Here is a 24583-nt window from a genome sequence, read left to right as displayed (position 1 = left end):
TGCTGTAAGGGGTGATCTCAGCTATAGAAAAGTGTCTGATCATCCCTTAATACCAATAAAAAATATAAAAACAACAATAAAAACATAATATAATGGCAGAAGCACAATGTAAGATTTCATTTAGAATAGATTATACATCTTCCTTGCCCATAGAAAAGGCAACTGCATACTACCAGCTCCAGGAGCCGGGAAGCCAGGCTGTGGAACATAAGATATTGCCGGTGCCTGGTAATAATGATATGGTAAGTCTTCCCGATATTCAAACGCCGGGTACTTATGATCTCACTGTAAAATTAGAAGTAGGGGGTGTCAGTACCCAAAGCACAAGTGCTTTTCAAATAGGAAAGTGCAGCTCTTCATCCTGTAAAACTCCAACCATTGGTAAAATCGTTGTGGAAAAGGATGGCCAGATCATAATACACTATTCACCAGATAACGCAAACCTTGTTACATTAGAATATCAGATAGCAACAGACCCTCAATTTGAAAATATTATCTATTCAATGAGTGGCTTTGGTTATATTTCGCCTGAAAAGGTTAATATGAATGTGGCAAAGATTCCGGATAATAAGCTTTTATACATAAGAATAAGAAAATATTGTTCTCAGAATGAAATTTCAGAATGGTCAGAAGTTGTTGATTTTCAATCCGGTGAATGGAAGGGGTTTTTAGACGTCAATTGTTTGGCTAAAGATGACGATTGGGAGAGGGATATTTGTTTTGGAACAAGCGGTTACGCCTGGAAGACACAGGTAACTTTAAGTACCCCTGAACCCAAAGTAGGAAGTTTCATTTATTTGAGTAATGGTATGCTTGCCACGACAGATAATTTAAAAATTTTTGCTCAAAGTGAATATGTAATTGATAGATTCATTGGCCGTGGAATCATTTGGATAAGGTTCGCAAAGTTTACTCCGGATTTAGTATATGTGGTAAAACCGGAGAGCGCTGAAATAACTGGTATCTTAGGTTCTAGATGTCCGCTGTAATATGACTTCGTATCCATAAATACCCCAATAAAATCCTCAGCTTTTGAGGATTTTATTCACTCAGGCTGTTCGCCTGTTTATCTTCTGTTATTTTTACGTCTTGTACTGATAATATTAAAAAGCTTCGCAACATCCTTTAGGTGGATATCGAAATCTTCATAATATTCATTCAGAGAATGAAGGGTGATAACGCCTCTTTCCACATCATGGTTGATGATTCTCTTTACCAGAATTCCTTTCTCTTTGTGAACGATGACAAAATCCCACTTGTCATAATGCAGCTTGCTCATCCAGTAATCCTGTCTGATGTTTCTGCACAGAATAATATCACCTTCAAGGTAGCTTTCGTATGAACCGTTGTCCATACTGTCTCCTTTCACTTCAAAACACATGTATTCACCCCGGTGTTCTACATCATCAGTAAAAGGAATTGTTGGTAAACTTTCTATATATTCTTCATCTGCAAACCTACTCAAGTAGCCAGCTTGTGCATACTGATTAGCAAGCGGAACATTCATGATTTTTAAATCTGAAAAAACAACAGGGGACGCACCATCATTATTAACTTCCTTTTGCTGTTTTAAAAGGAGGTTAGTGATAAAATAAGCCGTCGTTTCCGGTATTTTTCGTTCGCCTTTTTCCCAATATTGTACGGCTCTGGTTCCAACGCCTATAGATTTTGCTATATCAGCCTGCTTCATGTTTAGTTTCTTCCTGATTTCTTTGAATTCTAAATAGTTCATTTTGATATGTTTATACTTTATTTTTGTAAAAAATAAGAAAAATGTTCTTTTTTTATTTTGAAAAGCGAACATTGTTCGTATATTTGTTTCGTTATTAAAACGGAACAGTGCAAATATACAAAATTATATTGATAATTTAATGTGATTTCTATATTTAAAAGCTTTTTTAAAATCTATTATTTGTTTAAAATCAGTTTGTTATATTTAGTTTTTGTTACAGAGCAGTTTTGCGGTTAAATTTTATTCTAACAAACGATAATTAAAATTAAAATATTTTTCAACTCATTGTGAGTGCTAAAATTGCGCTTTTTTCTGTCTGTTGTATGATTTATGTTCGTTTTTATTGTGTTTTTTAATGAAAAAAATACGTTTATAAAAAAGATGAAAAGAATGATTAAATTATTTTTTTTAAGAACATAAAATAAGGTTGAGAATGTAAATAAATATTACTGTTTAACATATGAAATATCGATTAATTGTAGTTATCAGTAGGATATTAATACATTCTGAAAAGCAAATGAAATTGTTTTTAAATAGTATTTAAAATCAGAACACAATGCTGCGCTCTTTTTACAAACAGACACTAAATGTAAATACCGGCTATTTAACTGTTTATAAAGCATTGCTTCCTTATAAGCATCCATAGTATTATTTACAAATAATAACATTTAAATGAAAGGAGCTAGGGTATTTCTATTGAAAATACCTGATATCAACTTCTAAAAAAACCAAAAATATTGTATTGGACAATCTGTTCAAAGGCTTAAGTGATGCCTTTGGGTGGTTTATCGGCTCAATTAAAAAATGAAAATTAAGAAATAAGAAGGCCTGTCCCGTTCAAAAAAAAAATTAAAAAAAACTTTTAACCACAAGAAAATGAAACGTAGTAAAGAATTAGTCGAGAAAAGAAAGGATTTTGTCATTGAATACGTAAGACGTAATCAAAGCAAGCAGATGAAAGTGATTGTAACCGAGCTCACAGAAATGTTGTTCTTGTCCGAAAGAACGATATATAACATTATTCTTCAGGCATAATGAAACATAGTTCAGTATTTACATTCAGTACAGTGCGTCACTGCACTTTAGTAAAATAATCTTTTATAGCTGACAGACACTCCATGAAGCAGATCTTGAAATTATACATTCTAAAGAAGATAGAAAAGGATTCAAAGTGATTACACAATCTCCAGCAGCCCCATCAATCAGATTAATCAATGGGCTGTCCCCAATATCTCTCTCAAATTTAATTTTTTAGGTAAAATACTAAGGTGAAAAACGGTTTTTGCTTTTTAGTTCCATTGCTGTAGGTGCTCTATGAACCTGAAAGGAAAAACCGTCTGATCTTGGATTGTCTCAAAGACTAAAAAACAATTGTTCACTTAAAAAAATTAGAAACCATGAAAAAAAAGAAAAGAAAAAAAAGAAAAAAGATAAAGAAAAATTGAAAAAACCTCGTAAAGACATCAGTGCTCTTATTGACGAATTAGCCTATCTGAATGAAAATGAAAACATTCGGAAAAGCAAAAGGTTTTTAGATGATATGTACATGCTGGATCAAGAATAATCAGGCATCTGAAAACGGTAAGAAAATTAAATTTTTTAATAAATAATATATAAGAAAAAATGAATTTGGATAGTATAAAAGCACTGCTGATCGGAACTGCAATAGCATTTTCAGGAGGATTATTGAGAGTGCTGGTCTCTATACAGAACAAGGAGAAAAAGCAGCCATGGGAACATTTGGTTACATTAACAATAGTGGTGATTGTTGGCTTTACAATGAGTTATCTGATGAATAAAGCGGATGCAGACGACAAATGGTACTCAACAGGAGTTCTTTTTGTGCTTGGCTACGGTTATGATAAATTCCTGAAAATGATTACAACCAATCTGCCCAACTGGATAGATCAAGCAGTGAACCTTTTTATTGAAAATCGATATGGAGGTAAGATAGATAGACCGTCTGATCGAGAAGAAGACAAAAAAGATGATGTGATCCAATAGAAAATTTGGTAATCACTGCAACTACAGAATCCATCACTTAAAAAGCTGGTAATTCTTCCGGAAAAGGATGAATTTTGAACTTGAAAACTTTAAAACCTGAACATTCAAAAAACAAGAGAACAAAAGCTGAAAGTGGTTCAGTATTGCCTGTTTCTCGTCATAAAGCTGAACACCATCTCAGTTGAATTCTTAAAATTCCCCCCACACGGTCTGATCTTTCAGATTCAGCAGGCATCATATAAAGCACAACGTTTTTAGTTGTGCTTTGTATGTCTTTTAAAACAATATGAAATAAAAAACTAAGTCAATGAAAGCAGCAAAACCTGTAGAAAAAGACAATAAAGCCCACCACAGCCAAATCAAAAAGCAAAGGCCAAAAGAACCGGTGGTGGTACCTCTATCTGAGGCAGCAGTGGCTAATGTACAGACACTAAAGTCTGGAGACTCATCCGTTAAAAATGGATTGGCAAATGCTAATATTAGTGAAGTCAGTCTCAGCGGTCGTATTCCGATGGTTCATGGTTCGCAAACCATTTATGATCAAGGCGCAGAAGTAATGCATGGCAGATTCCAGGAGAGTTTAAGCAAAACCGGCGATATCAACCATCCTGATACTCAAAAGATGGAGAAAGGATATATAGCAGCCTTGAATACCAGCCAGGCACAGAATTATAATGATGTTAAATCAGGTGCAGCGTCAAAAATACTTGAGGGGCAGGCTATGGTTCATCAAGAAAGTAAAAAAATTAAAGAAACAAATCCGCTGGTAAAATCTTCAGAGAAAAAGGGGGAAACAAATAAAGCAGATGTTACCACTGCAGATAAATCTCAAGAAGTAAATCCGGACAAAGCAGAAGTAATGAATACCGAAGCTAAAACGTCAGCAGATGCTAACAGTAATCCTGCATTTACAGCATTAAGCGGAAAAATAAGTAATACAGCTAAGCTGCAGAAACAACATGAGCCATCAGGCAAAGCAACAAATGATGCACAAGCTGCTGCACCATCACCTGCCAACGAACGTCAGAGTATGGCGCAGGCAAGCCAGGTGAATACCATGGCTGAAAAGGAACCAGGACTCTTCAAGAAAGAGGATTTCAAAGCTTTGCTAAGTGAAAAAATACACAGCATCAGGCTTCCGAAAAATGAAGAGCAGGCAGATGAATTTGAAAAATACAACAATATACAGGAAGTCAATCAAAAGGCAGTGGGTGATGTTAAAAAAGAGAAGAATGCAGCCTCTAATGATATTGCTTCTGCAACCGCTACACCACCTAATACCGCTGCACAGCCTGTTCGTGCCGTTGCAAAAATGCCGACACAAAATGTAGGTGCTGCTCCAGGTACGCCAAGTGTAGCCAATGCGATGCCGGTGAAAAGAAATGCAGCAAGCGTAGAACAACCTATTAAGGAGCAGACGGCAAGTATCGACAGCGAAATGAAAGCCAATGGAGTTACCGATACGATGTTAGCAAAATCTAATGAGCCTACGTTTACGGAGGCTTTGGCCCAAAAGAATAAAGCCAAAACCCAAAGCGTTGCAGCCACTCAACAGTTCAGAACCAATGAAAATAAAGAATTGTCTAAAACGCGTAATGACGCACAAACACAAGCGGCACATCACATTAGTGGAATGCATGGTGCAAGAAAAGGCGGACTGGGCAATGTACAGGGTGAACAAAAGCAAACCTCAGGCAAAGACAGCCAGAAACGAAAAGAAATAGCCGATCATATTAATGGGATCTATCTTACTTCCAAAAACGATGTGGACGGTATTTTAAATAGTCTGGACAAATCGGTGGCAGAAAAATTTGATAATGGCAGCAAAGAAGCTAAAAAGGCATTTGAAGTCCATGTCGATAAAGAAATGAAGGCCTATAAAAAGAAACGGTATGGGGATGCATATGCAAAATACGGAGCTTTAGTGGCGGCTGGGAAATGGTTATGGGACAAAGCTACAGGCTTGCCTAAAGAGGTCAACAAATTTTTTGACAGTGGTAAGGACTTGTACATTAAAGTCATGGATAAATTTATTGACCAAATCGCAACCCATGTTACCACTCAGCTTAATGCAGCCAAAACCAGAATTGCTAAAGGTAAAAAAGATGTACAGACTTATGTCAACAGTTTATCGCCAAGTTTAAGAAAAATTGGAAAAGATGCCATTGCAGAAATTCAAAGCAAATTCAATGCACTGGAAGAAAGCGTAAACAGTAAAAAAGATGCATTAATTGATGTATTGGCTAAAAAATATGCAGACAATATAACAAGTATTGATACGAGAATTGCAGATTTAAAGACACAGAATAGCGGATGGGTTAATCAGGCACTTGATGTCCTTAAAACCAGTGTATTTGCTGTTATTATTGAAATTAAAAATACGCTTACCAATTTACTATCCGGTGTTATCAGCGCCATTCAGGTTATTATCATGGATCCGATAGGGTTTTTCAAAAATCTTATTGCCGGAGTTTCGCAAGGATTTACTAACTTCGGAACCAACATTTGGAATCACCTTAAAACAGGTTTCTTCGGATGGCTGACCGGGGCCATGAAAGGTATTTCTTTAACAATGCCGGAAGATGTATTCTCTTTAAAAGGAGTATTCTCTATTACCACACAGGTGCTTGGTTTAACATGGAACGGTATTAGAGCGATCGGTTCTAAAGTGATAGGAGAACCTGTAATGAAAGTACTTGAGACCGCTTCTGAAAAAGGTCTTGAAATAGTGCAAGTTGTCCGTAAAGAAGGTGCTACGGGACTTTGGGGATATCTAAAAGACCAGTTTGCCGACCTTAAAGCGACTGTAATGGATGCCATAATGGATATCGTTCAAACACAGGTTATACAAGCGGGAATAAAATGGGTGATGGGCTTGCTGACTCCGGTAGGAGCATTTATAAAAGCGGCAATGGCCATTATAGATGTGGTGAAATTCTTCATCCAGCGGGCAGCACAAATTATGGAGCTGGTAAAAGCCTTTACCGATAGTATAAAAGCAATTGCCAGCGGAAATGTAGGCGCAGTGGCCAAATCAATAGAAAATGCATTAGGCAGAGCTGTTCCTGTGCTGATTGGCTTTTTAGCTTCATTACTGGGAATTGGAGGGTTAGCAGATAAAGTATTGGGTGTTATCCGAAAAATACGCCAGCGTATTGAGAATGCAATTGTGAAGTTCTGGAACTTTGTGAAAGGGAAGGCTAAAGGATTGCTTGGGAAGATTGGTGTTGGTGGCAAGAAAGATAAGAAGGAGAAAAAAGGAGAAGATCTTCGTAGTACTGAAGAAAAGAAAAGGGATTTACATGAAGGAGTAAAAGAAGGTACAGAACTGTTAAAAGATAAAAGCTTAACCCCAGAAGAAAGGGAGAAACGTTTAGAAAATATAAAGCAAACTTATGAACTAAAAGAATTAAGGATTGTTACAGAAAAAACTGACCGAACGGGAATATGGGCTTATATATTTGGTAAAGTTAACCCAGATGAAAAAGGAACAGTATTAAAAATGGCAGACGGTGAGGAGGTTCCGTTACTACCACATCAGGCAGCTATAATAAGAGAAGAACTATTATATAAAGGAAAGAAAATACAACATTTTAGAGCTATTCTACCAACGGGATTAATGCTGGACCTTGTTGCAAGAGGTAATCGTAATATTGAAATAACTATAAATAAGAGTAACGTTACAGTAGTTAATGTACAAACTCCTAAAAGAAATGGTTATGGTGCTGAAATAAGAGGTTTAGATCCTAAAACGTATTTAGAAAAGCAATATATTATAATAAATGTAAGAGAAGATTTGGTTGCAAAAATTAATGCTTCAAGAATAACTGATTATCAGGATTTATATAACGATGAGGATTATAATGTGGGAGAAGTGGATTGTTTTTCATTTGCAATGTTTATTTTAAAGGGAGAGTTACATGGAGACATGAAACCTAAACCTGAAGGAGAAGATAATGAAGCAAGATTCTCAGATTTACTATTAGAGCAGGAGGAAAAGGAAAGAGCAAACCGATATATAAATAGGAAAAAAAGAAGATAATATATGACAGATTTTATAAAAAAACTAGAAAAAGAATTTAACACTCAAATTGTTTATTCCAAAGAACACATCTGGAAAAATTATTATGATGTTGATAATGATGGAAATATTACAACACTTTATTTAAATAAGATTGATTTAAAAGATCTTGATACTTTATTGCCTGTTGCTCACAGTTTGATTAATCTCGGGGTTTTAAATTGTAATATAAAAACTTTGGTAACATTAAAATCATTTACTCGATTGGAAGTTTTAAGCTTAAGGCAAAATAAATTATATGGTTCTGCATTTGAAGATTTAAGTTATTTGAAAAAGCTGAAAAAACTAGATTTAAGAGGAACAAATGTTAAGGATACATCATCACTCGGTAGTCTTAATAATTTGGAGATGTTGTTTATAGGCGGAAATGATGTGATTAATGAGGTAAAAGGGCTGGAAGGTTTAAAATCACTATATCATTTAGATGTGTCTAACAGCTGCATTAATAGTATTGAGAATATCTGTGCAAATGAAAATATTCGTGTATTGGATTTAAAAGGCACTTATTTGGAAAAGATTACGCATTTGGAGAGATTTCCTAATTTGGAAAGTCTTAATCTGGATGGTACTTTGGTAGAAAAAATTGAAGGATTAGAAACCTCGAAAAATCTTAAAGAACTTTTTATTTCTACATGGCGGATAAAGCGTATCGAAGGTTTGGAAAACCTAACAAAATTGGAAGTTTTGGATTTATATTTGAACGAAATTTCAAAAATAGAAGGATTGGATAATTTAACCAATTTAAAATGGTTGAGTCTTAATAGTAATAAAATAACCAAAGTTGAAAATTTAGACAATCTGACAAACCTTGAACTTTTATTACTGGAAGCCAATGAGCCAATTACTTATTTTGATACTGCATTTTTTCACAATTTAGTTTCAGAATGTTATATATACATGCGCGACATGATGGACATAGAAAGAATTCAAACGGATGCACCCGAAAATGTAAAAATCAATTATGATGACGATTATCGATGGCCTACATCATTGTATCGTGCTCCCAGAGAGGTTTTTGAATAACCTTTATTTAAAATAGTATTCGAAAGATAAATAATTAAAAAGCTTTTACAGCGAAACTTCTAATTGAAGTTTCGCTTTTTCTTTTAATAAAACTCACTCTTCCGCAAATATAAATGACAGTTTTATTTTAATGATCCAACATAAAAGAATAATCAATACTTTTGAATACATCAAGTAAACAAAAAATAATAATCCATTAAAATCTTAAAACCATGAAAAAACCACTATTCATTCTCTCCCTTCTGTTCAGAAGCGCACAAACTATAGAATCCGGAAGTCACAGGGTAAAGTACTAACTATAAACCTGTTTGAAATTATTTGAAAAATGAGTTTCCAGAAAATTAGCAATTTAAAAGTCAAAGAAAAAGAATAAAAATAAATGAAGCTATGGAAAATATTGAGAAAGCTATGATTCAGCTTTTATGAAACAGATTTACTAAAATATTGTTTTCAGGAGATGTTCCCCTGCTGCCGCATGAATCCCTTCGTTTGGCATTTTTACTATCCAAGATTTCTCAATAAGTTTTTTATCTTTATAAAAAACATACTTGATGAGTTATGATTACAAAAGCTAAAACCTTATTGAATCAAGGTTAGTTTTAGGAGCGGAAGTGGAAGGCTCTTAATCGTTAAAAATAAATATATGAAAAACAATGAATACATCATAAACATAATATCAAGTAAAAATATTGATGCTTTAAAAGAATGGATAAATAATGGTGGTGATGCAAAGACTATAATTGATGATGAAAGTTTAATACAATATATCATAGATGAAATTGAAGATGAAGACGTAGATATTTATGTTAAAATGATAGAGATTTTAATAGAAAATGGTGCAGATGTAAATTATTTTGATGAAGCATATAATGCTCCTGTCTTTCAGACAATATATTTAAATAAACCAAAAGTTCTAAAGCTAATTTTAGAAAAAGGGGCTAATATAGATCTTGTTGGGGAGGAACGTGAGACACCACTGACAAAAGCTTCTTTAAATCAAAATGTTGGGCTGATGAAGTTATTATTACCTTATGCACATCAAGATCTTATTAATAAACCTGGGTCTTATCATGCAAAAACACCTTTAGGATTGGCATTTTATTTTGGAAACTTAGAAATGATAGAATTACTGCTAAAATACAAAGCAGATGCTTATGTAAATGATGGAGAAGGTTATTTAACCATTGAGAATATTCAGGAAGATATTGATGAGGATCTGAAAAAGAAAATTTTTGATCTTATAGAACAGTATAAAGCCAAGTAAAAAGCTTTTAAGAGGGTGTCTCAAAAGGTAAATTAACGCTCTGAGAATCTCCTAAATGAAGGAGTCCGAGAGAGGGGGTACTTTTGAGACAGCCTCTTTTTATTAAAGGATTATCTTTAAGTTTTTAAACTGGAAACTTTAAAATATCAATTAATGATTTGAAGATTTAAAAAAAGGCAGAAATACAAACCATGACAGATTTTATAAAAAAATTAGAAGAAGAATTTAATACTCAAATTATCTATTCCAAAGACCACATCTGGGAAAATTATTATGATGTGGATAAAGATGGAAAGATTATAACATTATTTTTACGTTATGTTGATTTAAATAAACTTGATGTATTATTGCCCATAGCGGAAAGTTTGGTTAATCTAGCTGTTATCGATTGTAAAATTAAAACCTTAAGAGGATTAAAATCGTTTACCCGCTTAGAAGCATTAAGCTTGCGTCTGAATAATTTACATAGCTCCACAATGGGATATTTAAGACATTTGAAAAATCTAAAAAAACTGGATTTAAGAGGTACAAATCTTAAAGATACTTCACATGTTAGTAGCCTTACGAATTTGGAGATGTTATTCATAGGTGGTAACTCACAAATTAGAGATAATATTAAAAGTATAATTGGAAAGTTTAATACAGAAACCAGATTAAGTGCTACAAATAAGGAGCTATATCCCAATCATTTTGGGCAATTAAAAATTGATAATCCTACTAATTCATATTTTAATCTGAACAAACTAGAGTTTATTAATAAAATTAGACAAGATTTATTTCCTTATACCTCTGCTGAAGGTGGGATTGAAAAAATACAATTACAAAACGCGATACAGGAATTAGAAGTTACAAATGGAAAAGGGACATTTAAAATTAATAAAAATGAATGGTAATAAAATAAATAATGTAAGTGAATATTGGAATCACATGGATTTTGATGTTTCTGCATTCACGATTAAATGGAACACAAAAGAATCACAAATACTTTTGGAAGACAAAACCTCAGATTTTATTTGCTCATATATTCTTTTGGCTTTTAAATATGGTATTCTGTTACCTCATAATATTACTGAATTAACTAACCTAAAACAGATGGTTAATGAAATAGATGTTAAAAGTGAATCAATAAATTCTCCTATTTGGAAAAAGTTTAATTATTTATATAACTATAACAATAATCTGCTATATCACTCATTATTATTTGTCCAAAAGGAAAATTATGAAGAAATTTTTGCTGAAAAAATTGGCAATGCAGATTTATTACTTACCTATAATGATATTTTAAATACGAATGATAATATTTATGCGGAACCGGTTACAATAGTATTCTTTAAAAATTATTTTTATATTACGTTTAACGCTGATGCTTTTTTTGACACGCTAAATAACAAGAAAACAAATGGTGTGCTTGATAATTCGGAAACAGCTTATTTAAATACACCAAGACTCAATAGTTTTTTAAGAGATTTTATTATACTGTGTTTTGAGTATGAAGCTACGGATTTCGAATTTGAAAAATTAGAATACGATAATATTTCCGAACAAGGAATACTATTTGACAATAAAATAGTTTATTACGAAGATATATACGATTTATTACCTGAAGAGCATAAATATAAACCATTTAAGCAAATACAGGTAGAATTGGATGATACCAATTATAAGAAATACATTGAAAGCAAAAAAGAAACTAAATAAATCTCTTCAGTGCCGCACGATACATTCGTGCGGTTTTTATTTTTAATCATTTTTTGATGCTATACCAATTGAAGACGTCGAAAAATGTTAAATGATATACAAGAAGCGCCTAACTTAGGAAATATTGAATACATAATTCCTTTTAGTAAAATAAGTATCAACTTTATAGTTAATAATCCTTTTAATATGAATTATATAATGATAAGTGCAGAGGATTTTGTTATTGAAAAATCAAGGCTAGAATTTTATTATTTTATATTGGAAATACATTTTAGATTTAATTTATTACATACAATAGGAGGTTGGGGATTAGGACACTATTTAGAAGAGATAAGGCGAAATATTTATCCCTTAAAATATGAGCTTCTAATATCTTAAAAATACCAGCATAGATTGAAAATTTTCTGAATATCCGTACACTGGAGTATTCAACTTTAAGAAAGTTAACCATAAAAGAGTATCAAAACTTAATGTCTATAATAAATCTAAAAATGTAGCGTAAAGAGTATGTTGATTTTGTTTCAAAATAATTTAAACTATTGATAGTTAATGACTTGAATATATTAAAAAAGACAGAAATTAAAACCATGACAGATTTTATAAAAAAAATAGAGAAAGAGTTTAATACTCAAATTATTCGTTCCAATAAGCACATCTGGGAAAATTATTATGATGTAGATAAAGATGGCAATATCATAACACTTTATTTAGATGAGATTGATTTAAAAGATATTGATATTTTATTGCCTATTGCACACAGTTTGGTTAATCTGGCGGTTTTAGATTGCAATATCAGAACTTTAATAACATTAAAATCATTTACTCAATTGGAAATCTTAAGCTTAAGGCAAAATAATTTATATGATTCCACACTTGAACATTTAAGTTATTTGAAAAAGTTAAAAAAACTTGATTTAAGAGGAACAAATCTTACGGATACATCATCACTCGGCACTCTTAATAATTTAGAGATGTTGTTTATTGGTGGAAGTGACCATCTTGATGAGATTAAAGGCTTGGAAGGTTTAAAATCACTATATCATTTAGATGTGTCTAACAGCTGTATTAATAGTATTGAGAGCATCTGTACAAATGAAAATATTCGTGTACTGAATTTAAAAGGCACTAATTTGAAAAAAATTACGCATTTGGAGAGATTTCCTAATTTGGAAAGTCTTAACCTGGATGGTACTTTAGTAGAAAAAATTGAAGGATTAGAAACCTCGAAAAATCTTAAAGAACTTTTTATTTCTACATGGCGGATAAAGCGTATCGAAGGCTTGGAAAACTTAACCAAATTGGAAGTTTTGGATTTATATTTGAACGAAATTTCAAAAATAGAAGGATTGGATAATTTAACCAATTTAAAATGGTTGAGTCTTAATAGTAATAAAATAACCAAAGTTGAAAATTTAGACAATCTGACAAACCTTGAACTTTTATTACTGGAAGCCAATGAGCCAATTACTTATTTTGATACTGCATTTTTTCACAATTTAGTTTCAGAATGTTATATATACATGCGCGACATGATGGACATAGAAAGAATTCAAACGGATGCACCCGAAAATGTAAAAATCAATTATGATGACGATTATCGATGGCCTACATCATTGTATCGTGCTCCCAGAGAGGTTTTTGAATAACCTTTATTTAAAATAGTATTCGAAAGATAAATAATTAAAAAGCTTTTACAGCGAAACTTCTAATTGAAGTTTCGCTTTTTCTTTTAATAAAACTCACTCTTCCGCAAATATAAATGACAGTTTTATTTTAATGATCCAACATAAAAGAATAATCAATACTTTTGAATACATCAAGTAAACAAAAAATAATAATCCATTAAAATCTTAAAACCATGAAAAAACCACTATTCATTCTCTCCCTTCTGTTCAGAAGCGCACAAACTATAGAATCCGGAAGTCACAGGGTAAAGTACTAACTATAAACCTGTTTGAAATTATTTGAAAAATGAGTTTCCAGAAAATTAGCAATTTAAAAGTCAAAGAAAAAGAATAAAAATAAATGAAGCTATGGAAAATATTGAGAAAGCTATGATTCAGATTTTATGAAACAGATTTACTAAAATATTGTTTTCAGGAGATGTTCCCCTGCTGCCGCATGAATCCCTTCGTTTGGCATTTTTACTATCCAAGATTTCTCAATAAGTTTTTTATCTTTATAAAAAACATACTTGATGAGTTATGATTACAAAAGCTAAAACCTTATTGAATCAAGGTTAGTTTTAGGAGCGGAAGTGGAAGGCTCTTAATCGTTAAAAATAAATATATGAAAAACAATGAATACATCATAAACATAATATCAAGTAAAAATATTGATGCTTTAAAAGAATGGATAAATAATGGTGGTGATGCAAAGACTATAATTGATGGTCCTTATTATAAAGAGAGTTTAATACAATATATCATAGATGAGATTGAAGATGAAGACGAGGATACTTATGTAACAATGATAGAGGTTTTAATAGAAAATGGAGCAGACGTAAATTATTTTCATGAAGCTTATAATGCTCCCGTCTTTCAGACAATATATTTAAATAAACCAAAAGTTCTAAAGTTGATTTTGGAAAAAGGAGCTAAAATAGATATTGTAGGGGAAGAACGTGAGACACCACTCACAAAAACTTCTTTAAATCAGAATGTTGAGCTGATGAAATTATTATTACCTTATGCAAATAAAGATCTTATCAATAAATCTGGGTCTTTTCAGGCGAAAACACCTTTAGGATTGGCATTTTATTTTGGAAATCTGGAGATGATAGAATTATTGCTGAAGTATAAAGCAGATCCTTATGTAAATGATGGAGAGGGTTATTTAACTATTGAAAATATTCCAAAAGATATTGATGAAGAATTGAAAAAGAAAATATTTAATCTTATAGAAAAGTATAAAGCTAAGTAAAAAGCTTTTAAAGCGAAAACCTCAATTTGAAGTTTCGCTTTTTTATTAAAAGTTTATCTTTCAAACAGAGAAGTAACAAAACAAACACCGGAGAATTTTTTTCTAGAATATTTAAAACAATAAATTAGCCTGAGATTTAAAACCAAATCCTGAAGTCGATAATAATGATGACCGATTTGAAGATTTAAACTAAAACCATGACAGATTTTATAAAAAAACTAGAAAAAGATTTTGATACTCAAATTATACATTCCAACGAACATATCTGGGAAAATTATTATGAGATGGATAAAGATGGGAATATTAAAACATTATATTTAAATGAGGTTGATTTAAAGGATATCGGTATATTATTACCAATAGCAGACAGTCTTGTTAAATTAGCTCTTCCATACTGCAATGTGAAAATGTTACGTCCCTTAAATGCTTTTTCACGGTTAGAAACATTAGATTTAACCGGTAATAAATTACCGGAAAAATCATTTAGGTATTTAGGAGATTTAAAAAGTTTGAAAAATCTGGATTTGGGAGCAACTAAACTTAAAGACACTTCTTTGTTGGGTGATTTAATTAATCTGGAAATATTATATATTAGTTGCAATCCGTATCTAGAAGTAAATGGTTTGGAACATTTAAAGTTCTTACAGCGGTTAGATGTCAGCCTGACTGAAATTGATCATATAAAAAAGATAAATGTTAATGAAAATATCCGCTCTTTAAATATTGGAGAAACTAATATTAAAAGAATAACTGATCTGGAGCGTTTTCCCTATTTGGAAGAATTGAGAATAAATGGAAGTAGGGTAGGCAAAATTGAAGGTTTGGATACCTTACACAATCTCAAACAACTTCTTATTTCGGCAAATCATGTAGAAGAAATTGAAGGTTTGGAAAGTTTGAAAAATTTAGAAGTATTAGACTTAAGCCATAATGAAATTTCAAAAATAAAAGGATTGGATAATCTGAAAAACTTAAGAAAATTAAATTTAAATGAAAATAAGATCACCAAAGTTGAGAATTTAGATCATCTTATTAATCTGGAGTTTTTGACTTTTGAGATCAATAAAATTAAGGAGTTTGATGCTTCTTTTTATCTAATTTAGTTTCCGAATGTTTTATTTCTCTATGTTTTACAGGAAATTATATTAAAGAGATTAAAGATGTTCCAAAGAATGTTACCCTCAAATTTGAAGCGGATCATTATGTACCAAGAATATTACCTATTTCAAATAATTTGTTTCGATAATATAATAAGAGCCCTGTTTTTACAGGGCTCTTTTACGCTCAAAACTTGCCCCTGCTGCTGTAGTCTCAACCGATTTAGATACCTTCAAAAATATAGTTTTTCATTAAAGAAGAAAGCTCACGTCAGGTATATATCTTAAGAAAGCAAGGTTTGGATTGTATAATCTGACCCTTTTTAATGATAAAACACCTATTGGTTGACTTGTGTTATTTCATTGATGAAAGCTACGGGAGAATTAATAAATACTTACCCTAATATTCTGTTTAAATTTGTAACAATGCAAGAAACTTTAGGATTTAATAAAAATGATGCAAGTACTAAAGTAGAAAAAAGTAAAAGAAAAATGATGGAAATACATAAAATTACACAAGCAAATAGAGTACAAGTGCACTATGAACAAACTACTTATGTATTAGGAGAAGATGTACCTAATCATAAAAATTATAAGACTAAAGTTCCTGTCGTGATTTTTAATGCTACTGATGGAATAATGACAGTATATCAAATAAAACCAGCTGGCCAGACTACTACAAGGGATATTGTAATTGCTCTAGGTAACGGTGAGTTTAATGGTAAACTCAAAGATGTTTTATAAGAATAATAATATAATTGGGTTAATTATTTTAAATAATAAAATAATATGGCAATAGGTATAATACAAGTAGATTTACATAAATCTGAATCAGGATATTATTATCTTGATACACAAAAAATGATTGACCAATATCTGTTGGGAGATCATTCTTTAGAAACAATTAGCGCATTAATAAAAGAACTAATAGACGATGAACTTCCGTTTTTTGCAGAAGAGGAATTTCCTTACACAGAATTAACTAGATGTGATTACACTGTTATTTCCGAAGATATCTTTATTAAGTTACAACAAAATAAAATATTACCTCCTGAATTAGACTACTCTTCAGCTATGTATGTAAATTTTAAATATGGAAATAATGAGTTTATACATCCAAAAGGAGAAAACAATTATTTGCATTCAAATATGCCATGTATGGTTTATTTTCAAAATAACATAGTTACATTTTTTATTCTTGATGAAGATGGAGATGCTTATTTTTCATACCCTTTGAGTTATGATGATTTAAAATAAGATACTTATTGAAGTAATAAAATCTTGATAAAAAAAATATCTTAAGTAGAAAGTAGAACTAGGCAATTAAAAGTATTAAGATTCAAGACTCTGCAAAACTAAAAGATGCTTGCAGAGTCTTTTTAGTTTAGTAAAGGTCATATAATAAGAATGAACGCTTTTAGAACAAAAATTATAATTGTATGTGAAATGTAAAAGCTTATTTTTATTGTAGCTCTTCATAATTTTTCGGGGAAATTCAATTCTATTATTATCTAAGCGAATTGGAAAACGATATAATAAGAAAAGGGCAAAAATGAAACTATAGAAGAAAATCTTGATCCTAGATTGAAAAAATGGTTACTCGAAAAGGGGGTAACAGAAATACGAGAAGGTAAATAATATAAGAAATAAAAAATGAGTTATTTTAACGGTACATTACTATTATTAAAAGAAAAAAAAGATCCAAAATTATTTATATTGGACTTTAATGAAAAATTAAAATCTATAAATGTTTTACTTCAAAAAAGTGATTCTGAAATAGTCGTTTTTAATGATAGCCGAAATGAAGAAGAAAAAGAACCAATTTGGCTAGATAAATTAATGACAGATGAGGATGTAATAAATTTAGTTTACTCGTGGAAAGGCTTGGGTTTACTTACATATAGACATCCGGATTTTAAATTTGAAATGTATATTAATTATTTGACATGGGATGATAAGTATGTTGATGGTTTTAAGGTCTCCTTTGCTCGAAAAGATACTGTATTTGAAGATGATAGGCACAAAGAACTTATAGCTAAAATATCTAAGTTTGTTGATTATGAGTATGTTGTCGGAGATGTTAATGAGGAATCTCAAAATTATATAAGTATGGAAGAAAGTTTAGATGAAATAAAACAACATATTTTGAAAAATTCTTTTGAAATTGACAGTAGAACTTGGTAAATAAAAACAAAAATCATATGGCTCCGATAAGTTTTCAGCTTTGCGGAGCTTTTTCTTTAAAAAGTTTAAACAGGTTTATTTATAAAAATGGAGCTGATAAAACCATTTACCGATAGTATAAAAGGAAATGTGGGGGTGGAAACCAAATTGATAGAAAACGCATTGGGAAGAGCAGTTCCTGTACTGATTGGCTTTTTAGCCTCGTTATTGGGAATTGGCAGATAAAGTACTGGGCGTTATCCGAAAAATACGCCAGCGTATTGAAAATGCAATTGTGAAGTTCTGGAACTTTGTGAAAGGGAAGGCTAAAGGATTGCTTGGGAAGATTGGTGTTGGCAGCAAGAAAGATAAGAAGGAGAAAAAGGGAGAAGACCTTCGTACTACTGAAGAAAAGAAAAGGGATTTAGACGATGCATTATCAGAATCTCATACGTTATTAAAATCAGGTGTGGACCAAGCTGCAATAGAATGTAAACTACATGATATTAAAAACAGATATAAATTAAAGGAGTTAAAAATTGTAGTAGATAAAAAAGTTGAAAAAGGAATAAAGGTTCATGTACATGGTGAGGTAAACCCTAAAAAATATACTCCTACAGAAATTTTAAAAGCAGATGATTTTAATCCTAGTGAAGGAAATAAAATACTTTTGGTTGGAGAGGCTAACTTTAGTTTTTCGTTAAGTTTAGCTAAGACTTTAGCTATTCAAAACAGAATGATTGCTACATCTTATGATTCTTAAGATACAAAATATAAGGATAGGGACAAAAATATTAAGGAACATAACAAACTAGGAACTGTAATAGAATATAATATAGATGCTACAAGTATGAGTTATGAACCTAATTATTTTGAAATAATTGTTTTTAACTTTCCATGGGTAAAAGAAGAAACAAGGGGAGGTACAACAAATAATAAGATTTTACTAAAAAGCTTTTTTAAAGAAGCGGATAGAGTAGTAAAAAAAGGAGGAAAGGTTATTGTAAGCTTTGCAGATAATAGATATGTAGGTAGGTGGAAACCGGAAGAACAGACTAATAACTTTGTTTTAGAGTCTAAGAAATTGTTTGATAGTAAAAATTTTCCAGGATATGAACATAAAATGACGCAAAAAGATAGATCTGCAGGTTCAATGGAAGACGGGAAAGGTGTAACTTTAATTTTTAAAAAATAAAATATTATGATTAATAAGATCATTGAGGTAGATAACCTTATAAAAGATATAGCTACAAAATATAATGTTAAAACTGGAAATGAAAAAAGAATAAAACATCTTTGGAAAGATGAAACAATCACTATAATGAAAGATGCCGAATTTATAAATGATGATGCCTATTTTTATTTTTTAAGTGAATATGGAGGATGTAATATTTACGGTAATGACTTTGATATTGGTATTTTTGGCTTTGATGATTGGTTGAATCCAAGTCTTCTTACATCTCCCTTACTTAATAAATCAAATATATATATATTAGCAGATCTTATGTTTCATAGTAAAGACGAAATTACTTTTTATGGTTATCATGCAACGCAAAAAGATGAAGATTCGGTATGGTTTTCTAATGAATTGGAATCTGGATATAAACCTATTTATAAAAATTTCATAGACTTTTTAAGATATATTTTAACCATTGAAGATGAAGAATAATATTATAACTGGGCTTGCTTATCAAGATGATTTTTTAAGTATTGAAGAAGAGAGTTTAATTGTGTCAGAAATAGATAATGCGATCTGGGATACAAATTTGAAGCGGAGAGTTCAGCATTATGGATATATTTATGATTACAAGAAAAAAAATATTGATCAAGATTTAAAAATAGGCAAGCTACCCGATTGGCTTATTTCATTGGAGGGAAAAATTAAAAAGAATTTTAATCTTAAAAATTCTTTTGATCAGGTTATTATCAATGAATATGAACCTGGACAAGGAATATCAAACCATATAGATTGTATACCCTGTTTTGAAGATATAATAATTTCCGTGAGTCTGTTATCTTCTTGTGTCATGCAATTTTCAAAAGATCAGGAAAAGCATGAGTTACTTTTAAATCCTCGAAGCATTTTGTTATTAAATGGAGATGCGAGATATAATTGGAAACATGGTATAAAAGCAGTAAAAAATGATAAGTGGTTAAATACTATAATTCCTCGAGAAAGAAGGATATCTATAACTTTTAGAAAAATAAAATAAAAAATAGGGATATTTGAAAAGTTTAATAAAAAAGCGAAACTTCTACTAGAAGTTTCGCTTTTTTATTAAAGGATTATCTTTAAGTTTTTAAACTGGAAACTTTAAAATATCAATTAATGATTTGAAGATTTAAAAAAAGGCAGAAATACAAACCATGACAGATTTTATAAAAAAATTAGAAGAAGAATTTAATACTCAAATTATCTATTCCAAAGACCACATCTGGGAAAATTATTATGATGTGGATAAAGATGGAAAGATTATAACATTATTTTTACGTTATGTTGATTTAAATAAACTTGATGTATTATTGCCCATAGCGGAAAGTTTGGTTAATCTAGCTGTTATCGATTGTAAAATTAAAACCTTAAGAGGATTAAAATCGTTTACCCGCTTAGAAGCATTAAGCTTGCGTCTGAATAATTTACATAGCTCCACAATGGGACATTTAAGACATTTGAAAAATCTAAAAAAACTGGATTTAAGAGGTACAAATCTTAAAGATACTTCACATGTTAGTAGCCTTACGAATTTGGAGATGTTATTCATTGGTGGTAGTGACCGTCTCTATGAAGTAAAAGGCTTGGAAGGTTTAAAATCTTTATATCATTTAGATGCGTCTTATTGTAGAATTAATAATATTGAGAACATCTGCGCAAATGAAAATATTCGTTCATTAAAATTAGAAGGAACTAAAATAAAAAATATAACACATCTGGAGCGATTTCCTAATTTGGAAAGCTTTAATGTAGATTGTACTTCGATAGAAAAAATTGAAGGATTAGAAAATTCTAAAAATCTTAAAAGACTTTTTATTTCTACTTGGAGGATAAAGCGCATCGAAGGCTTGGAAAATTTATCCAAATTGGAGGTTTTGGATTTAAATTTGAACGAAATTTCAAAAATAGAAGGATTAGATAATTTAACCCATTTAAAACGGTTGAATCTTAATGAAAATCATATAACTAAAGTTGAGAATTTGGATAATCTGATAAATCTTGAACTTTTGTTACTGGAAGCCAATAAACCAATTACTTATTTTGATACAATGTTTTTCAATAATTTAGTTTCAGACTGTTATATATACATGCGTAGCGAAAAGGATATTGAAAAGATTCAAGCTATTGCACCCGAAAATGTTAAAATTAATTATGACGATGATTATCGTTGGCCTACATCATTGTATAGTGGTCCCAGAGGTATTTTTGAATAACCTTTATTTACAATAGTATTCGAAAGATAAATAATTAAAAAGCATTTAAAGCGAAACTTCTACTGGAAGTTTCCCCTGCTGCCGCACGAATCCCTTCGTGTGGCATTTTTATTATCCAAGATTTTCTCAAAAGTTTTTATCTTTATAAAAATGGAGCTGATAAAACCATTTACCGATAGTATCAAAAGCTATTGCCAGCGGAAAATGTAGCCAAATCAATAGAAAATGCTTTGGGAAGAGCAATTCCTGTACTGATTGGCTTTTTAGCCTCGTTATTGGGAATTGGCGGATTGGCAGATAAAGTACTGGGCGTTATCCGAAAAATACGCCAGCGTATTGAAAATGCGATTGTCAAGTTCTGGAACTTTGTGAAAGGGAAGGCTAAAGGATTGCTTGGGAAGATTGGAGTTAGTGGTAAGAAAGATAAGAAGGAGAAAAAAGGAGAAGATCTACGCAGTACTGAAGAAAAGAAAAGGGATTTAGATGAAGGGGTAAAAGAAGGTACGCAACTGTTAAATGATCATAATTTAACCGCAAAGGAAGGAGAAAATCGCTTAAAAACCATAAAGCAAACTTATGAGTTAAAAGAACTTAAAATTGTTACAGATAAAGTTGAAAAAGATAAAGCAATTGTTCATATCCATGGTGAAGTGAACCCTTATTTAGATGGAAATAGGACTGTAGTTGACTTTAAAAAAAATTCACCAGAATTAACTAATGCTGAAATAGCAATTGTGGTTAAGCTCCCTGGTGGACAAGAGGTGATTGACAAAATGAATAGGGCATCAAGTGACGATAAATTTAATTATATTGCGGAAGCTAGAACTGCATTAGATGCTTTAGAAAGCGGTCAAGAGAATATTGTTTTGGAGAAAAAACTATTCAATTCGAAAAAGCAATTAATCACAGCAATTGATTTAGTTAGTAATGATGAAATGATTGAGGTTAAAAGTGGGGTACTTTTAAATGATGAAAAATTGTCAGGAAGAGCTTTTACACAATTTTCAAGATATATAGGTTTCTTTAAAGGCTCAATGAAATTTTTTGACGAGAAAGGAGATAGAGTTATGCCTCCAAGTAAATTTATTTATCAATTTAGTGAACCTAAGGTTAATGACAAATTAGTAAAATGGTTATTAGAAAAAGGAGTTACTGAAATTAGATATGGTAAAAATTAAAAATAAATAAAATGGCAAGTTATAATACAACTTTAATATTATTAGATGAAAGAAAAGATACTAAAAATTTTTTATTTCTTTTTCATGAACAATTGAAAAGCTTAGGCATATTAATAGAAAAAGAGAATAGTTTTTTGGTTTATAATAATAAAAAAAATGATATAGAACCATCTCCTATTGAGCTTACAGAAGATATTAGCGATTTTGAAATTATTAATTTATTATCTCAATGGAAAGGACTTGGAATACTTGAATATTCTCATGCAGATATTGAGTTTATTTTTAGTATTAACTATCTTTCATGGGATGGTGTACATATAGAAGGGATTGATATCACGGCTATTGATTCATTTCTCTTGGATGATAGTATTTCAAAAAAGTTTAATAATATGATTTTTAAAATAATAAAATTTTTAAATTATGAGATTGTTGTTGGCAACATTAGTAATTTAGACTTGACTGAAGATTTAGAGTCTATAAAAAAAATCATTGAAAAAAAATCATTTGAAATTGATAGTAGAAATTGGTAAATAAAAAATAAAGTAACAGACTCCGCAATTGACTCTTGGTCTTGAGGAGTTTTTTTAATTTTGGCTATTACAGGATAATTCACAAAAACTATGTTATGCTATATAACCGAAATTTGATTGTACTTGAAAAATAGAAACCTAATTTTCTTGTTGAAAAGAAGATAAGAATATGACAGATTTTATAAAAAATTAGAAGAAGAATTTAACACTCAAATTATCTATTCCAAAGACCACATCTGGGAAAATTATTATGATGTAGATAAAGATGGCAATATCATAACATTGTATCTAGATGATATTGATCTAAAAAAACTTGATGTACTCCTACCTATAGCAGACAGTTTGGTTAATCTTGCTGTTGTAAAATGCAATATCAAAACCATAGGAGCTTTAAAGTCGTTTAGCCGTTTAGAATCATTAAGCTTGAGACTTAATAGTTTGCACGGATCCACATTGAGTCATTTAAGCCATCTAAAAAGACTTAAAAGATTGGACTTATGTGGAACAAACATTCAGGATACATCACCACTTGAAAGTCTTACTCATTTGGAGGAATTGTATATTGGTAGTAGTAGCCGCCTTTATGAAGTGAATGGTTTGGAAGGTTTAAAATCCTTACACCATTTAGATACATCTTATAGCAGAATTGATAGTATTGAGAAGGTTAGAGTAAATGAAAATATTCAATCATTAAATTTAGAAGGAACTAAAATAAAAAAGATAACACATTTAGAACAATTTCCTAATTTACAAAGCCTCAATCTAGAAAGTACTTTAGTCGAAAAAATCGAAGGAATGGATACATTAAAAAATCTTAAAGAGTTTTTAATTTCTACATATCGTATAAAACGTATTGAGGGCTTGGAAAGCTTGACGGGCTTGGAAGTTCTAGATTTAAATTTTAATAAAATATCAAAAATTGAAGGATTGGATAATTTAACCAATTTGAAACGATTGAGCCTTAATGAAAATCAAATAACCAGAGTTGAGAATTTGGACAATCTTATAAATCTTGAAATTTTATTGCTGGAGACTCATACTACTGTTACCTATTTTGATACTTCATTTTTTCATAATTTAATTTCAGAATGTCATATTTATATACATGATATACATGATGTTAAGGCGGTTCAAGCCGCAGCGCCTAATAATGTTAAGATTAATTTTGACAATGATTATCCTTATTTTACAACATTGTATCGCCACCCTACAGGCATTTTTGAATGATCTTTGTTTAAATAGTATCCAAAAAATAAATTAAAAAGCTTTTAAAGCGAAACTTCCAATAGAAGTTTCGCTTTTTTATTAAAGGATTATCTTTAAGCTCTCAAACTGAGAAATTTCAAAATAACACACTATTACTGTCGTATATAGAGATGGCTCTGAATCAAAACCAGATAGAATAAGAATAAGAATAAGAATAAGAAAAAATAAAAAAGGTAATACATTTCACGGTTTCCCAATT

At 30.8% G+C, this 24583-nt stretch carries 24 protein-coding genes and 1 pseudogene; 24 read left to right on the top strand and 1 reads right to left on the bottom strand.

Features of this window, described 5'->3' with window-relative positions:
- The first annotated feature begins 92 nt into the window (after positions 1–92).
- Complete coding sequence (locus tag LF887_RS15495; protein WP_236855150.1) at positions 93–989, top strand: hypothetical protein; 897 nt, start codon at positions 93–95, stop codon at positions 987–989.
- Positions 990–1066: 77 nt separating this feature from the next.
- On the opposite strand, the gene LF887_RS15490 is transcribed toward LF887_RS15495, so the two are convergent.
- Positions 1067–1732 carry a S24 family peptidase gene (locus LF887_RS15490; protein WP_236855149.1) on the bottom strand — a complete coding sequence of 222 codons (666 nt, stop codon included), beginning with the start codon at positions 1730–1732 and terminating at the stop codon, positions 1067–1069.
- Between the two features lie 876 nt (positions 1733–2608).
- Here LF887_RS15490 and LF887_RS15485 point away from each other — a divergent pair.
- The 23 genes and pseudogenes from LF887_RS15485 to LF887_RS15380 all read left to right on the top strand — a co-directional run bounded on the left by LF887_RS15485 (position 2609) and on the right by LF887_RS15380 (position 24345).
- Complete coding sequence (locus tag LF887_RS15485; protein WP_236855148.1) at positions 2609–2767, top strand: hypothetical protein; 159 nt, start codon at positions 2609–2611, stop codon at positions 2765–2767.
- A gap of 406 nt (positions 2768–3173) precedes the next feature.
- Positions 3174–3296 carry a hypothetical protein gene (locus tag LF887_RS24265; RefSeq protein WP_262912476.1) on the top strand — a complete coding sequence of 41 codons (123 nt, stop codon included), beginning with the start codon at positions 3174–3176 and terminating at the stop codon, positions 3294–3296.
- A gap of 59 nt (positions 3297–3355) precedes the next feature.
- Positions 3356–3736 (top strand): hypothetical protein, encoded by a 381-nt coding sequence (locus LF887_RS15480; RefSeq protein WP_236855147.1) that lies wholly within the window; start codon positions 3356–3358, stop codon positions 3734–3736.
- 307 nt (positions 3737–4043) lie between these two features.
- Positions 4044–7778 (top strand): hypothetical protein, encoded by a 3735-nt coding sequence (locus tag LF887_RS15475; protein WP_236855146.1) that lies wholly within the window; start codon positions 4044–4046, stop codon positions 7776–7778.
- A 3-nt stretch (positions 7779–7781) separates the two neighbouring features.
- On the top strand, positions 7782–8840 hold the full coding sequence (locus LF887_RS15470) for a leucine-rich repeat domain-containing protein (protein ID WP_236855145.1): 1059 nt from the start codon (positions 7782–7784) through the stop codon (positions 8838–8840).
- A gap of 643 nt (positions 8841–9483) precedes the next feature.
- Complete coding sequence (locus tag LF887_RS15465; protein ID WP_236855144.1) at positions 9484–10104, top strand: ankyrin repeat domain-containing protein; 621 nt, start codon at positions 9484–9486, stop codon at positions 10102–10104.
- Between the two features lie 191 nt (positions 10105–10295).
- Complete coding sequence (locus LF887_RS15460) at positions 10296–10997, top strand: leucine-rich repeat domain-containing protein (protein ID WP_236855143.1); 702 nt, start codon at positions 10296–10298, stop codon at positions 10995–10997.
- On the top strand, positions 10987–11802 hold the full coding sequence (locus LF887_RS15455) for a hypothetical protein (RefSeq protein ID WP_236855142.1): 816 nt from the start codon (positions 10987–10989) through the stop codon (positions 11800–11802). Before LF887_RS15460 ends, LF887_RS15455 begins: the two co-directional genes overlap by 11 nt.
- Positions 11803–11886: 84 nt before the next feature.
- Positions 11887–12180, top strand: coding sequence for a hypothetical protein (locus LF887_RS15450; protein WP_236855141.1), 294 nt, complete (start codon positions 11887–11889; stop codon positions 12178–12180).
- Between the two features lie 209 nt (positions 12181–12389).
- Positions 12390–13448, top strand: coding sequence for a leucine-rich repeat domain-containing protein (locus LF887_RS15445; protein WP_236855140.1), 1059 nt, complete (start codon positions 12390–12392; stop codon positions 13446–13448).
- A 643-nt stretch (positions 13449–14091) separates the two neighbouring features.
- A complete protein-coding gene (locus tag LF887_RS15440) occupies positions 14092–14724 on the top strand; it encodes an ankyrin repeat domain-containing protein (protein WP_236855139.1) in 633 nt (210 codons plus the stop codon).
- Positions 14725–14921: 197 nt separating this feature from the next.
- Positions 14922–15827 (top strand): leucine-rich repeat domain-containing protein, encoded by a 906-nt coding sequence (locus LF887_RS15435; RefSeq protein ID WP_236855138.1) that lies wholly within the window; start codon positions 14922–14924, stop codon positions 15825–15827.
- 420 nt (positions 15828–16247) lie between these two features.
- Entirely contained in the window at positions 16248–16565 is a 318-nt protein-coding gene (locus LF887_RS15430) for a hypothetical protein (protein WP_236855137.1), read from the top strand.
- A gap of 45 nt (positions 16566–16610) precedes the next feature.
- Complete coding sequence (locus LF887_RS15425; RefSeq protein ID WP_236855136.1) at positions 16611–17078, top strand: hypothetical protein; 468 nt, start codon at positions 16611–16613, stop codon at positions 17076–17078.
- 396 nt (positions 17079–17474) lie between these two features.
- Positions 17475–18005: a hypothetical protein gene (locus LF887_RS15420; RefSeq protein ID WP_236855135.1), complete on the top strand. Its 531-nt coding sequence runs from the start codon at positions 17475–17477 to the stop codon at positions 18003–18005.
- 87 nt (positions 18006–18092) lie between these two features.
- Positions 18093–18230 carry a hypothetical protein gene (locus tag LF887_RS15415; RefSeq protein WP_236855134.1) on the top strand — a complete coding sequence of 46 codons (138 nt, stop codon included), beginning with the start codon at positions 18093–18095 and terminating at the stop codon, positions 18228–18230.
- 49 nt (positions 18231–18279) lie between these two features.
- Positions 18280–19179: pseudogene (locus LF887_RS15410) on the top strand (class I SAM-dependent methyltransferase).
- 6 nt (positions 19180–19185) lie between these two features.
- A complete protein-coding gene (locus tag LF887_RS15405; protein WP_236855133.1) occupies positions 19186–19653 on the top strand; it encodes a hypothetical protein in 468 nt (155 codons plus the stop codon).
- The gene (locus LF887_RS15400) at positions 19643–20197 is read left to right on the top strand and encodes an alpha-ketoglutarate-dependent dioxygenase AlkB (protein ID WP_054509724.1); all 555 of its coding nucleotides are present in this window, start codon (positions 19643–19645) and stop codon (positions 20195–20197) included. Before LF887_RS15405 ends, LF887_RS15400 begins: the two co-directional genes overlap by 11 nt.
- A gap of 154 nt (positions 20198–20351) precedes the next feature.
- Complete coding sequence (locus LF887_RS15395; RefSeq protein WP_236855132.1) at positions 20352–21410, top strand: leucine-rich repeat domain-containing protein; 1059 nt, start codon at positions 20352–20354, stop codon at positions 21408–21410.
- Positions 21411–21601: 191 nt separating this feature from the next.
- Positions 21602–22588 carry a hypothetical protein gene (locus tag LF887_RS15390; protein ID WP_236855131.1) on the top strand — a complete coding sequence of 329 codons (987 nt, stop codon included), beginning with the start codon at positions 21602–21604 and terminating at the stop codon, positions 22586–22588.
- An 11-nt stretch (positions 22589–22599) separates the two neighbouring features.
- Positions 22600–23118, top strand: coding sequence for a hypothetical protein (locus tag LF887_RS15385; protein ID WP_236855130.1), 519 nt, complete (start codon positions 22600–22602; stop codon positions 23116–23118).
- Between the two features lie 282 nt (positions 23119–23400).
- Positions 23401–24345 (top strand): leucine-rich repeat domain-containing protein, encoded by a 945-nt coding sequence (locus tag LF887_RS15380; protein WP_236855129.1) that lies wholly within the window; start codon positions 23401–23403, stop codon positions 24343–24345.
- The last annotated feature ends 238 nt before the right edge of the window (positions 24346–24583 follow it).

This window comes from Chryseobacterium sp. MEBOG06, assembly GCF_021869765.1.
GTDB lineage: Bacteria > Bacteroidota > Bacteroidia > Flavobacteriales > Weeksellaceae > Chryseobacterium.
The sequence above is the reverse complement of the archived record's forward strand: the minus strand, read 5'-3'. Positions and strand labels throughout refer to the sequence as shown.